The sequence below is a fragment of the Neisseria flavescens genome (assembly GCF_005221285.1).
In the GTDB taxonomy this organism is placed as follows: Bacteria; Pseudomonadota; Gammaproteobacteria; order Burkholderiales; family Neisseriaceae; genus Neisseria; species Neisseria flavescens.
Window position 1 is genome coordinate 1,510,918 of record NZ_CP039886.1, and the last position, 13,792, is coordinate 1,524,709.

Consider the following 13,792-nt stretch of genomic DNA (forward strand, 5'->3'; position numbering starts at 1 on the left):
TTATGGATTTCAGACGGCCTGTATCTGACGGGCCGTCTGAAAGTATCGGATATATTGTTTATATATTGGATGATTATTTCAATATTTATAGCTACCCTCAACCCTCAATTGAAATGAGAGCCTCGTGTGAAACCGGTTTTACGATTACCGTCAAATATGCATTCAATATTTGAAATTTTCACCCAAGTAAACCGAACGGACTTGTTCATTGTTGACCAAATCATCCGGCTTGCCCGAAGCCAATACCGTACCGTCACTGATGATATAGGCACGGTCGCAGATGCTGAGGGTTTCGCGCACGTTGTGGTCGGTAATCAATACGCCGATACCGCGTGATTTGAGGAACTCGATGATTTTCTGAATATCGATGACGGCAATCGGGTCAACGCCGGCAAAAGGTTCATCCAACAAAATGAAACGCGGCTGCATGGCCAACACGCGCGCGATTTCGACACGGCGGCGTTCGCCACCGGACAAAGACGGCGCAGGGTTGTTGCGCAGGCGTTCGATGTTCAAATCGGCCAACAATTTTTCAAGTTCGGCATCGATGCGGCTTTTGTCCTTCATGCTGATTTCCAAAATGGCGCGGATATTTTGTTCCACGGTCATTTTGCGGAAAATCGAGGCTTCCTGTGGCAGATAGCCGACGCCGAGGCGGGCGCGCTCGTGAATGGGCAGGTGGCGCAACTCTTGTCCGTCCAACATCACGCTGCCTGCATCGGCGGCAATCAGTCCGACAATCATGTAAAAGCTGGTGGTCTTACCCGCGCCGTTGGGGCCGAGCAGGCCGATGACTTCGCCGCTTTCGATTTCAAGGGAGAAGCTTTTGACGACTTGGCGTTTTTTGAAACTTTTTTGCAGGTTTTGAACCACAAGACGGCTGTTGTTTGCGCTCATATTCTGTTGACTTTCGATATTGACCTCAGGCCGTCTGAACCTTTTTCAGACGGCCTTGTTCGTGTGTTTTCTTATTTGTTTTTCTGCGTGCCGGACGGCTGGATGACAACGCTGACGCGGCCGGATTTGGTGGCGGATTTCACACCGGATTTGGCGCTGCCGTTGATGGTGTAAACCTCGGTTTTGGTGTTGTAGGTAATGACCGCACCTTCGGCCACATCGCCGCCGCGCTGTACTTTGGCATTGCCGGTCAGGGTAACCAGACCGGCGGCGGAAGAATACGTGACGGTATTGGCTTGGCCGTTGACCACGCCTTTGCCGCCGTCCAACTCTTGGCTGAATTTGACGGGCGAGCCGGTGGCTTTCATCAACTGCTCGCTTTTGTCGTTGCGCGAAACGGTCACGCTGCCGGCACGGATATTGAGCGTGCCTTGTTTGATGATGACGTTGCCGGAAAAGGTGGTGCTTTGGTTGTTTTGGTCAAGCGAGCCTTGGTCGGCTTCGATTTGAATCGGCTGCTTGCTGTCGCTTTGTAGGGCAAAGGCCGGGCTGGCGGCAAAAACGGCAACAAGGGCTAAGGTTTTACAAATTTTTTGTATCATAAATTGTGGCTTTCACTTTGGAAGGGAAATTCAGCAAACCGGTTTTGTGGTCATACGTCATGCCGTTTGCCTGACCGCCGGACTGTCCGTATTGGAAAGTAACGGGGCTGTCGGTATGGGCGTATTGCGCTTCGGTATCGACATTCAAACGTTCGGTTTTGACGATGCCGGCCAAACGCTTGGCATCTGCCGCTTTGTTTAAGACAACATTCTGTTCAAAAACGACTTTTTTGTTTTGAATATTGTACGCGGCCTTGTCGCTGCCGACTTCGTACAGCAGGCTGCCGTCGCGATAAAACGAAAGATGCGGTTTGTCCAAATGCACATCCGCGCTATTCGGATATTGGACGGCATCGACCGCGCTCAGGTTTTCTTTCAGACGGCCTTCTTGGTCAAAACGTTTGCCGTTGATGCCTTTCATCGCATATTGCGGCTCATTCGGATTGAGGACGACTTCTTCGACCTGCACTTCGCTGATGCGGCCGAGCCACGCCGCCAGTGCGCCGAGTGAAACGGCCAACACCAGCGGGAAAGCGATTCCGTAACGCCATCTGATTTTCATCGTACATACTCTTTCAAAGCAGGTTCAAGCGTACCTTGCGCCTGCATAATCAAATCGCACACTTCACGCACCGCGCCTGCGCCGCCGGAGCGTCGGGTTACATAATGGGCGTATTGCAAAGTAAACCAATGCGCTTCAGGGACGGCAACCGCCAATCCGCAACGCACCATCACGGGCAAATCGACAACATCGTCGCCGACAAAGGCGCACTCATGCTCCTCCACACCGGCCTGTTCGCATAATTGGGCGTAGGCGGCACGTTTGTCGTGAATGCCTTTGAAGTAATAGTTGATACCGAGCTGCTTCACGCGGATACCGACGGAAGGCGCATCGCGGCCGGTAATAATCGCCGTTTGCACGCCGCCGGCCTGAAGCATTTTTAATCCGTGTCCGTCCAAAGTATGGAACGATTTGATTTCTTCGCCGTTGTCGCGGATAAAAATGCGGCCGTCGGTCAAAACGCCGTCTACATCCAGTATCAGCAGTTTGATACCTAAAGCGCGTTGTTGCAGATCGGAAGAGAGGTTTTGCATAAGGTTTCCTTATTTCAGACGGCCTATTCTAGCATAAGGCCGTCTGAAAACGTTTTTGCCGTCGATTCAGACAATTCGTGCCATCAATAAATCGTGCATGTTCAAAGCGCCAATCAGTACGCCGTTTTCTTCGACCACCAGCAAACCATTCACATGGCCACTCTGCATGGCTTTCAAGGCTTCAGTGGCAAGGCGGTCGGCGGAAATGGTTTTCGGCGAAGCGTGCATGATGTCGTCCACTTTCAAACCGGCAAAGCTGTCGCGTTCTTGAAACAGACGGCGCAAGTCGCCATCGGTAAATACACCTTTCAGACGGCCTTCGGCATCGGTTACCGCCAACATGCCCAAACCTTTTTCACTCATACGGACAATGGCCTCTTTCAACGGCGTACCCAACAAAACGGCAGGCAGGGCTTCGTCTTTGTGCATAATATCAGCTACGCGCAACAGCAGGCGTTTGCCCAAGCTGCCGGCCGGATGGCTTAAAGCAAAATCGTCGGGCGTAAACGCACGCGCCTGCAGCAATACTACCGCCAGCGCATCGCCCAAGGCCATCACGGCGGTCGTGCTGGAAGTCGGCGCAAGGCCGAGCGGACAGGCTTCTTTGGAAACCGACGCCGTGATATGAATGTCGGCATGGTGCGCCATGGTCGAGTCGGGGCGGGCTGTAATGCAGATCAGCGTGATGTTTTTGCGTTTGAGTGCGGGGATGATGGCCGCAATTTCATCACTTTCGCCGGAATTGGAAATGGCAACCACGACATCGTTATCGACAATCATGCCCAAATCGCCGTGCGCCGCTTCGGCAGGATGGACGAAAAATGCAGGTGTGCCCGTCGAAGCCATGGTTGCCGCCATTTTGCGGCCGATATGTCCGGACTTGCCCATGCCGGCAATCACAACCCTGCCCTTGCAGTGCAACAACGCTTCCGCCGCATGGACAAAATTGTCGTCCAACGCCGCCGCAATTTCATGCAAACCTTCGGCTTCCATATTCAATACATCACGCGCCCAGTCGAGATAAAGTGTGTTTTCCGCCATCAAAGCCACCTTTCGTGCTTGAATTTAGGTTTGTTTTGCCCAAATTAATCAGCCGTAAACTGTTCAAATTCATCGAATTGGCGTAGCATTACCGCCACTTCACAAACAAACCTATTATGTAAAAGGAATCAGAGATGACCATTTTATCGGACGTTAAAGCATTAGGACAACAAATCTGGCTGGACAATCTCTCCCGTTCGCTCGTGCAAAGCGGCGAATTGGCGCAAATGCTGAAACAAGGCGTGTGCGGCGTAACTTCCAATCCCGCCATTTTCCAAAAAGCCTTTGCCGGAGATGCCCTATACGCCGATGAAGTGGCCGCGCTCAAACAGCAAGACCTGACCCCGAAACAACGCTACGAAACCATGGCGGTTGCCGATGTGCAAGCTGCTTGCGACGTGTGCCTTGCCGAACACGAATCCACCGGTGGCAAAACCGGCTTCGTCAGCCTCGAAGTTTCGCCTGAATTATCCAAAGACGCGCAAGGCACGGTTGAAGAAGCACGCCGCCTGCACGCAGCCATCAGCCGTAAAAATGTCATGATTAAAGTGCCGGCAACCGACGAAGGCATCGAAGCACTCGAAACCCTTGTTTCAGACGGCATCAGTGTCAACCTGACCCTGCTCTTCTCCCGCGCCCAAACCCTCAAAGCCTATGCGGCCTACACGCGCGGCATTGCCAAACGTTTGGAGGCAGGACACGACGTTTCCCATATCCAAGTTGTCGCCAGCTTCTTTATTTCCCGTGTCGATGCCGCATTGGACGCCACCCTGCCCGACCACCTCAAAGGCAAAGTCGCCATCGCGCTGGCCAAAGCCGCCTATCAAGATTGGACGCAATACTTCGGCAGCCCGGAATTTGCCGCGCTGGAAACCGAAGGCGCAAACCGCGCCCAACTTTTATGGGCATCCACCGGCGTAAAAAACCCTGCCTATCCTGACACTTTGTACATTGACAGCCTGATTGGCGCCCATACCGTCAACACCGTTCCCGATGCCACACTCAAAGCCTTTATCGACCACGGCACGGCCAAAGCCACGTTGACCGAAGGCACGGACGAAGCCCAAGCGCAGCTGGCCGAAACCGCCAAACTCGGCATTGATGTCGAAACCTTGGCAACTCGTTTGCAGGAAGACGGTTTGAAACAATTTGAAGACGCTTTCGCCAAACTGCTTGCTCCCTTGGCTTAAGCGGATTGAACGGACGGCCGAGAAACTTAAATCATTTTGAAAAGTCTCAGGCCGTCTGAAACCCAAATTTGGGCGTGTACGGCACGCCCTTTTCTATCACGATTTGAATACCGTGCAGGCATACTGCCCCTGCCCTACAAAAACACCCTGCCATGTATATAGGACGTTTCGCCCCCAGCCCTACCGGCCTGCTTCATATCGGCTCGCTGCTGACCGCCGTCGCTTCCTATGCCGACGCGCGCACGCACGGCGGCAAATGGCTGGTCCGCATTGAAGACCTCGACCCCCCACGCGAAATGCCCGGCGCCGCTGCCGACATTTTGCGCACGCTCGAAGCTTTCGGTTTTGAATGGGACGGCGAAGTCGCCTATCAAAGCCGCCGTTACGACCTATATCAAGACACCCTCGACCGCCTCAAAGCAGCCGGGCTGGTGTATCCCTGCTACTGCAGCCGCAAAGACTGGCAGGCGGAGGCAACACATGGCGCAGACGGATTTGTATATAACGGCCGTTGCCGCAATCCTCGGCAAAGACCCGACACGCAAAACAAAACTCCGGCATGGCGCATTCAAGTTCCCGATCGCGTAATCGGTTTTTCAGACGGCATTGTCGGACATTACGCACAAAACCTGGCACACGACATCGGCGATTTTGTCCTGCTTCGTGCCGACGGCTATTGGGCATATCAGCTTGCCGTGGTTGCCGACGATGCCGATCAAGGCATAACGCATATTGTCCGCGGTCAGGACTTGCTCGTTTCCACGCCGCGCCAAATCTATCTGCAACAATGCCTCGGCGTTCCCACACCGGCCTACGCCCACCTTCCCCTATTGACCAACAGCCAAGGGCAAAAATGGTCGAAACAAACCCTTGCCCCGGCTTTGGATTTGAATCAAAAAGAACAGCTTCTCCGCCAAGTCCTAACCTACCTCAACCTACCCGATGCACCTGCTGTGAACCGTCCGCAGGAATTGCTTGATTGGGCAGTGGCACACTGGCAAATGGATAAAATCCCAAAATCGTCCATTATCACAGACTGAATTAGCACGATTACAACAAAATTACTCCAGGTATTACAATATTTCATAAAATTATGTAAGTAATCTTCCGATTCATCCCAAACCATGCCCAAGAAGCGAAAAATTCAGCTCTTTACAGTTCGCAACATTGTGTAAGCACAAAGGAAAACCGTCCATGATATAATTCTCCCAAAGACAATCTGTTGAGTAATCAAACTTTTCAATACAACCCAAATCATGCCCCAAGCCAAATTCGGTTCGCCGATAATCAGGGACAATATACGGAAGGAAAACGATATGAAAAAAACACCCAAACGGCACTTGCTCCGCCATACTGCGGTTTATACCGCGATGATTTTGGCGGCATCGTCCCAACAGGCAGCTGCAGACGAAGACCAAGATTTCCACTATACCGTCAGCGATACGGGTGTTGTAAGCGGCAATAAGATATTCGGTCAGCCTGGTGTACGTAAAGGTCATAAACATATTGGTGTGCCGGGCAGTAGATTCGGCCCTAAAAATCTGTGTAGGGAGTTAAATGTACCGTTTGACCCCGCCGTAGGATGTAATATTCTTACCGCACTGATTTACGATTTTACATATACCAACAACGATACGCTGACGGCGGGCTTTCAGACGACAACCAAATTGAACTTCGGCGGCGGTTCGGCTCCGCTGTGGGGCAAAGTTTCCGGTCTCGATGCCGGCAATCTGGCAGAGCTCAACACCGACCAATGGCTGACGACCTACAAACCGGAGATGCGGGGTAAAACAGGTTACGACTTTACCAATATATCCTGTTTTGCCAATGGGAAAACGGGTGATAGTAGGCAATGCCCGACCCTGCCTTTCCGATTCTATTTCAACCACGACTCAAACACTATCGAGGCTACGGGGCAGGTGCGCGACGACGGCGTGCCGATATACAAACTGAAAGCGCACCCGTGGCTGGGTATTTCCTTTGAAATTGCAGCCCCGTCATACAACGGCAGCGGCAATGTCACGGCAAGCTCGGGAAAATGGGAACGCCCGAGTGCAGACGGCAGCCAATCAAACATAGCTGCTCTGCCTATAAAGGTAAATGCAGGCAATCCGCAGGGAAAGGCATTCCAGCTTCGCGCCAAACTGCATAAGCTCACCGATCCAGGGGGCGACAGCCTTACCGCCCAAGAAATCAAACTGGGCGAGATTACTATGCCTAAGTTCTCTATACGTCCAACAAGCAGCGAAGGAAATAGTGGTCGGACGATGACCGTATGGCGGATAGAAGACAAAGGCCATATCGACGTAAAACTCCAGCTCCCGAACATAGGTGCGGGCGGCTGTACGCGGGCGCAATATACCGCCGCCGGCCCGGACGGCAGCCGATACGCCATTGTCGCTCCCGCCCCTTTGGGCACGGGTTTCCCGGGCAAGGCGGCGGCGGTCGTTACCGATCCCGGGTCGGCAAGCAGCCGCATCCTCTTTTACACCTTGAATAAAGACAATAAGGAAAAAGGCGGCGCGAATTATCTGAACAACACAAGTTTTACCGAACCCGTCTTTACCGGACGCAAGGCGGCAATCCGCTTGTCAAACGGCGTAGTCTTGAGCGACAGCAATATTAACGGCATTACGAATGGCACATTCGGTATCGGCGATAATGGGAATAATCAGCAAGAATGGAAAGACGTGTTATTGCGCTGGACCGACAGGCGCGATGGAAACGACAATCAGTTTAACTATTTTAACAATGCGATAGATGCTTCAACACGCGGCAAACTGTATAGCCAGCAATACCGCATCCGCGACAACGGCAAACGCGATTTGGGCGACATCGTCAACAGCCCGGTAACGGCGGTCGGCGACTATCTGGCAACCGCCGCCAACGACGGGATGGTGCATATCTTCAAAAAAAGCGGCGGCGGCTACAATCTGAAGCTCAGCTACATCCCCGGCACGATGCCGCGCAAAGATTTGGATAACCAAGATTCCACCTTAACAAAAGACCTGCGCCGCTTTGCCAACAAAAACTACACGGGCGGTTTGTACGGCGTGGACGGCGGCTTTGTCTTGCGCCAAGTCAACTTAAACGGGCAAAACCGCGTGTTTATGTTCGGCGCGATGGGTCAAGGCGGCAAAGGTGCGTATGCCTTGGATTTGACCAGAGCCGAAAGCAACCAAACCGGCGTTTCCCTGTTTGACGTAACAGGCAACGGCTTGGGCTACACCGTCGGTACGCCCCAAATCGGCAAAATCCAAAACGGCAAAATCCAAAACGGCAAATACGCCGCCTTCCTTGCTTCCGGTTATGCGACTAAAGATATTGAGAGCAAAGAAAATACAACCGCGCTGTATGTGTATGATTTGGAAAGCAACAACGGTACGCTGATTAGAAAAATCGTAGTACCCGGCGGCAAGGGCGGACTTTCATCACCTACGCTGGTGGATACAAATTCGGACGGCACAGTCGATATCGCCTATGCCGGCGACCGGGGCGGGAATATGTACCGCTTTGATTTGTCCAACTGGTCTGTACGCACTATTTTCCAAGGTACGAAGCCGATTACCTCCGCGCCCGCCGTTTCCAAACTGAAAAACAAACGCGTCGTCATCTTCGGTACGGGCAGCGATTTGACCGAAGAAGATGTGGCTAATACAAAAGATATACAATCTGTTTACGGTATCTTTGATAACGATACGAAATCTTCGCCGGCACAAGACGGACAGGGCAAAGGGCTGCTCGAACAAGTGCTGACAAAAGACGGCAATACGCTGTTCTTGAGCGACTACAAAAGGTCTGACGGCTCGGGCGACAAGGGCTGGGTAGTGAGATTGGAAGCCGGACAGCGCGTTACCATTAAACCGACCGTGGTATTGCGTACCGCCTTTGTCACCATCCGCAACTACACCGTCAACGGCTGCGGCGCGGAAACCGCATTTTTGGGCATCAATACCGCCGACGGCGGCAAGCTGACCAAGAAAAGCGCGCGTCCCGTCGTGCCGGATGACCGCGTCGCCAAAAAAGTCGGCGAGAAAAAAGACGCAAAAGGCAACAATATCCCCGTGGGCTGTATGGAAAAAGACAATGCAACCGTCTGCCCGAACGGATATGTTTATCCGAAACTGCTGACCGCAAGTTATCTGGACAGCCAAAAAACAAGCGGTCACCCGAGAACGGCAGACGGCGACGCGGGCGGCAGCGGCGATGATACTGACGAACCCCAAAAAGGCAACCGCTGCTTCTTCAGCAAAGGCGTGCACACACTGCTGATGAACGATATGTCCGACTTGGACGTTGTCGGTCCAAGCTGTATGAAACGCATCAGCTGGCGTGAAATCTTTTTCTAACCCGCCTGCAACCGCCAAATCTGCCGCAATCCGCCCCCTCCCCTGCGGGGGAGGGTTGGGGAGAGGGCATTTTCCAAGTTGCGGCAACCTCTCCCAAATCCCTTAGTCTTCTAAAACACAAGCCTTGCGGCTTGTTGCCCTCTCTCTAACTCTCTCCCACAGGGAGAGAGGACTGTGCGGCTGTTGCGATTGCCGTCTGAAAGCCTTTCAGACGGCATTTTTTTGCGTTTTTCTGGAGGGGAAGTAAAACACCGTCAAACCGATAAGTTCCTATGCCGACAGACCTAGATTCCCGCCTGCGCGGGAATGACGGACGGGAACGGCACACGGACATTTGCCGGAATATTTTGTATCTCCATGCCCATACTCTTTTTAATGCGCTATTCCAAGAATATGATGCCCGCCGGCGGCGTTTGCGCTTGAAATCGGGTAGGTTTCGTCTTAAAATACGCTGCTTTCAGGGTATAGGCACTTGCCCGAAAAGCACGTTACGCGGTTTTGCTCTGCGGCGTGTTTTTTTTTGACCGGATTTTTCTGACCGGACGTCCCTACCGAAGGCTTTTCAGACGGCATTATCAATAATTTTATTAAAAACAGGATTCCCATCATGAGCACCCCCGCCCTTCTCGTTCTCGCTGACGGCAGCGTATTTCACGGTACATCAATCGGTTACGAAGGTTCGACTTCCGGCGAAGTCGTGTTCAACACTTCCATGACCGGCTATCAGGAAATCCTGACCGACCCTTCCTACTGCAAACAAATCGTTACCCTCACCTACCCCCACATCGGCAATACCGGTACCAACGCCGAAGATGAAGAAAGCCGCAGCGTTTACGCCGCCGGCCTGATTATCCGCGACCTGCCGCTCTTGCACAGCAACTTCCGCGCCTCCGAAAGCCTGCACGACTATCTGGTGCGCAACAAAACCGTTGCCATCGCCGACATCGACACCCGCCGCCTGACCACGCTGCTGCGCGAAAAAGGCGCGCAAGGCGGCGCGATTCTGACCGGCGCGGACGCTACGGTTGAAAAAGCGCAAGAACTCATCGCCGCGTTCGGCAGTATGGTCGGCAAAGACTTGGCAAAAGAAGTTTCCTGCACGGAAACTTACGAATGGACGGAAGGCGAATGGGAATTGGGCAAGGGTTTCGTTACCCCCGACGAACAGCCTTACCACGTCGTCGCCTATGATTTCGGCGTAAAAACCAACATCCTGCGTATGCTCGCCTCGCGCGGCTGCCGCCTGACCGTCGTCCCCGCCCAAACGAGCGCACAAGACGTGTTGGCACTCAATCCCGACGGCGTGTTCCTGTCCAACGGCCCCGGCGACCCCGAGCCTTGCACCTACGCCATCGAAGCCGTGCAAAAACTGATGGAAAGCGGCAAACCGATTTTCGGCATTTGCTTGGGACACCAGCTGATTAGCCTCGCCATCGGCGCAAAAACCTTGAAAATGCGCTTCAGCCATCACGGCGCGAACCACCCGGTACAAGATTTAGACAGCGGCAAAGTCGTCATCACCAGCCAAAACCACGGTTTTGCCGTTGATGCCGACACCCTGCCCGCTAACGCACGCATTACCCACAAATCCTTGTTCGACAACACTTTGCAAGGCATCGAGCTGACCGACAAACCCGTGTTCTGTTTCCAAGGACACCCCGAAGCCAGCCCGGGCCCGCAAGATGTCGGCTATTTGTTTGACAAATTTATTGGCAATATCAAAGCAGCAAAACAATAAAGCTGATTTTTTTCAGACGGCCATACTCAACTCAACAACAGGCCGTCTGAAAACCAAACCTCAAAAAATATAAATTCAGACATCCTCTCAACATCTACACAGTCTGAAACCCAACCCTCGAATCAGAAAGGAAAAACCATGACAGAAAAGCAAATGCGCATTCTTTCCGTCATCGCCACCCTGACCGCCGTCGGCATGTACGTTTCCTATATCCCACAAATCCAAAACAACCTGGCAGGCAACCCCGGCTCGCCGTTGCAACCCCTCGTCGCCGCCATCAACTGCACATTATGGGTTGCCTACGGTTTTTTGAAAGAAAAACGCGACTACCCCGTCATGCTGGCAAACGCCCCGGGTATCATTTTGGGCTTGATTACGTTTATCACCAGTTTTTAAGGGAGTTTCCAGACGGCAGGTGCAAAATAAAAACGTAAAAGGTCGTCTGAAAAAAGATTGTCTTGCCGCAACATTTAATTCAATCAGCAACCCCATCCCCTCTCCCGTGGGAGAGGGCTAGGGAGAGGGTAGCAAGCCGCAAGGCTTGCACAAACAGCAACCCGACAACAAAATGAACACGCACGAGAAACTCTTGACCGCCAACAACCCCGTCCTGCATCAACGCGCCAAAGCCATGCGTCAAGAAATGAGCGAGGCGGAAGCAAAATTGTGGCAGCACCTGCGGGCAAGCCGTCTGAACGGCTACAAATTCCGCCGCCAGCAGCCGATGGGAAACTATATTGTTGATTTTATGTGCGTAACGCCCAAGCTGATTGTCGAAGCAGACGGAGGGCAGCACACAGAACAAGCCGCATACGACCACGCGCGGACGGCATATCTCAACAGCTTGGGCTTTACTGTGCTGCGGTTTTGGAATCACGAGATTTTGCAGCAGACAAACGACGTACTGGCGGAAATCCTGCGCGTGTTACAAGAATTGGAAAAGCAGCCTGCACAAGCTGATTAGTTTACAGAAACCTTAGCCCCAACAGCCGCCCCATTCTCTCTCCCCGTGGGAGAGAGTTAGAGAGAGGGCAACAAGCCGCAAGGCTTGTGTTTGGGCGGTGAAGGTGTTGGGGAAGATTGCTGCAATTCGGAGAATGCCCTCTCCCCGGCCCTCCCCCACGGGGGAGGGAGCAGGTTGCAGCAGGTTTTGCGGTTTCAGGCAGTTTGAAAAGTAACTTAGATTTGCAGACGTTGATTTCAGGTCGTCTGAAAAGCAAAAAAGCAACCTGAACAACCTGTTTTCCTTGCAGAACCCTTAATTCCAACAGCCACCCCGTTCTCTCTCCCCGTGGGAGAGAGCTAGAGAGAGGGCAACAAGCCCCAAGGCTTGTATTTGGGCGGCGAAGGTATTAGGAAAGATTGCCACCATTCGGAGAATGCCCTCTCCCCATCCCTCCCCCACGGGGGAGGGGGCAGGTTGCAACAGGTTTTACGGTTTCAGGCGGTTTGAAAGGCAACAAAGTAAAAAGTAGCCTGCATAACCTGATTAGTTTGCATAAACCTTAGCCCTAACAGCCGCCCCGTTCTCTCTCCCCGTGGGAGAGAGCAGATTGCAGCAGATTCAGGCGTTGCAGGTCGTCTGAAAGAGAATGCCCGAAACATCGACAGCGGGAATTTTTCAGGCAGCATTTATCGCCAGGTAGATGGAACAAACGCCGCGAGCGTTTTTTCAGATGACCTTTGAACCCGTTGGTAGGATGTGTGCCGCAAGGCACGCACGCGGTGGGTTGGGGTTGCAGGGAAAATGGAGAACGCGTGCGTGCGTACCGCACATACCCTACATGCGGGCTACGGCTTGCTACGTTTACTGTGCATAAGAAGGGGTTACAATGAATACAAACGAAAAAAATTTAATTAATGGCTATATTTACTATTACGACCAAAACCTATTGGCTGGCGATATAGTTTTAACTTCTGCAAATACAGCAACAAGCAAAGCAATCAGATTGGGAACACAAAGTGAATTCTCTCATGTAATGATGATGATAAATAAATGTGCGTATGTTCATGCTATAGCTAATGGAGTTGAAAGTGGCAATATACAACGCGAAATTTTTGACAAGCCTGAATATATGCAAGTTCTCCGTTTGAAAAATAGAGAAAAATATGCACTGAGCCTAGAACAAGTAATCAAAAAAGTAACACATGATATTGCTAAACCATATTCTGTACCTAATGCAATAAATGCAAAATTTAAAATTCCGTTCAATTTTAATACACTGGAAACAAAACGTTATTGTTCCCAATTAGTAGCTTTGGCATATAAAGAAGCTAATATTGACTTGGTAAAAAATCCTAATCATTGTACTCCAGAAGAGATTTTACAATCGGGACTACTTGAAAAAATTAATATTAAACTTACAGATATTACTAGTAGTGAAATACATCCATTATATAAACTAAGTTTACTAGAACCTAATCCGTTAATTTTACATAATCAACAGATAAGGGAAGCCATTATTGAGGTTCAGAAAATAACCTCTAATAGTTATTTATCATTTTATGATATAGATAATTTCTTAGTTAAGAATAAAAATTTCGATGAAACAATTACATACATTTTCCTTCAAAAAGGATATTTTGATTTCCCTCAAAAAATAAAAGAAGCAAACCCCTATAGATATGGTAACCAGCATGAATTTAAAGATTTTATTGACAAAAATTACGGTATTAAAGATAGAAAGTTTTTGATTCAACAACTTAAAGAAATGTCTAGCAATATGCTCTTAAAGCATAAAGAAGATTTAGAAATGGTAAAACACGCGCAAAAAAAATTTGGAAACCTTCATTTTATACAAAAAAAGATTGAACTATATAAATGTTTATGCGAAATGTATAACACACTATTAAACAACTGCAATCAATATATTTAAGAAA

12 protein-coding genes are annotated in these 13,792 nt (G+C 51.0%); 7 read left to right on the plus strand and 5 right to left on the minus strand.

The features are described from left to right. Positions 1–162 precede the first annotated feature (162 nt). The 5 genes from lptB to FAH67_RS07785 all read right to left on the minus strand — a co-directional run bounded on the left by lptB (position 163) and on the right by FAH67_RS07785 (position 3,635). Positions 163–897 (minus strand): LPS export ABC transporter ATP-binding protein, encoded by a 735-nt coding sequence (gene lptB, locus FAH67_RS07765; protein ID WP_003679854.1) that lies wholly within the window; start codon positions 895–897, stop codon positions 163–165. Between the two features lie 71 nt (positions 898–968). Then, entirely contained in the window at positions 969–1,499 is a 531-nt protein-coding gene (gene lptA / locus FAH67_RS07770; RefSeq protein WP_003679855.1) for a lipopolysaccharide transport periplasmic protein LptA, read from the minus strand. Beyond that, complete coding sequence (gene lptC / locus FAH67_RS07775; protein WP_003679857.1) at positions 1,480–2,061, minus strand: LPS export ABC transporter periplasmic protein LptC; 582 nt, start codon at positions 2,059–2,061, stop codon at positions 1,480–1,482. Before lptC ends, lptA begins: the two co-directional genes overlap by 20 nt. After that, positions 2,058–2,594 carry a KdsC family phosphatase gene (locus tag FAH67_RS07780; protein ID WP_003679859.1) on the minus strand — a complete coding sequence of 179 codons (537 nt, stop codon included), beginning with the start codon at positions 2,592–2,594 and terminating at the stop codon, positions 2,058–2,060. The genes lptC and FAH67_RS07780 overlap by 4 nt, the downstream gene beginning before the upstream one ends. Positions 2,595–2,660: 66 nt before the next feature. Further along, positions 2,661–3,635, minus strand: a complete 975-nt coding sequence (locus tag FAH67_RS07785; RefSeq protein ID WP_003679862.1) for a KpsF/GutQ family sugar-phosphate isomerase — start codon at positions 3,633–3,635, stop codon at positions 2,661–2,663. 134 nt (positions 3,636–3,769) lie between these two features. Between FAH67_RS07785 and tal the strand changes: the two genes are divergently transcribed. The 7 genes from tal to FAH67_RS07840 all read left to right on the plus strand — a co-directional run bounded on the left by tal (position 3,770) and on the right by FAH67_RS07840 (position 13,788). Continuing rightward, positions 3,770–4,825 (plus strand): transaldolase, encoded by a 1,056-nt coding sequence (gene tal, locus FAH67_RS07790; RefSeq protein WP_003679864.1) that lies wholly within the window; start codon positions 3,770–3,772, stop codon positions 4,823–4,825. Between the two features lie 152 nt (positions 4,826–4,977). Continuing rightward, positions 4,978–5,865 carry a tRNA glutamyl-Q(34) synthetase GluQRS gene (gene gluQRS / locus FAH67_RS07795; protein ID WP_003679867.1) on the plus strand — a complete coding sequence of 296 codons (888 nt, stop codon included), beginning with the start codon at positions 4,978–4,980 and terminating at the stop codon, positions 5,863–5,865. A 276-nt stretch (positions 5,866–6,141) separates the two neighbouring features. Then, a complete protein-coding gene (pilC, locus tag FAH67_RS07800; protein ID WP_039863660.1) occupies positions 6,142–9,174 on the plus strand; it encodes a PilC family type IV pilus tip adhesin in 3,033 nt (1,010 codons plus the stop codon). A gap of 607 nt (positions 9,175–9,781) precedes the next feature. Beyond that, positions 9,782–10,912 (plus strand): glutamine-hydrolyzing carbamoyl-phosphate synthase small subunit, encoded by a 1,131-nt coding sequence (carA, locus tag FAH67_RS07815; RefSeq protein ID WP_039863662.1) that lies wholly within the window; start codon positions 9,782–9,784, stop codon positions 10,910–10,912. A 138-nt stretch (positions 10,913–11,050) separates the two neighbouring features. Further along, positions 11,051–11,308 carry a SemiSWEET family transporter gene (locus FAH67_RS07820; RefSeq protein ID WP_003679873.1) on the plus strand — a complete coding sequence of 86 codons (258 nt, stop codon included), beginning with the start codon at positions 11,051–11,053 and terminating at the stop codon, positions 11,306–11,308. Between the two features lie 172 nt (positions 11,309–11,480). Next, positions 11,481–11,876 carry an endonuclease domain-containing protein gene (locus FAH67_RS07825; protein WP_003679876.1) on the plus strand — a complete coding sequence of 132 codons (396 nt, stop codon included), beginning with the start codon at positions 11,481–11,483 and terminating at the stop codon, positions 11,874–11,876. Between the two features lie 868 nt (positions 11,877–12,744). Continuing rightward, positions 12,745–13,788, plus strand: coding sequence for a YiiX/YebB-like N1pC/P60 family cysteine hydrolase (locus tag FAH67_RS07840; protein ID WP_112890683.1), 1,044 nt, complete (start codon positions 12,745–12,747; stop codon positions 13,786–13,788). The last annotated feature ends 4 nt before the right edge of the window (positions 13,789–13,792 follow it).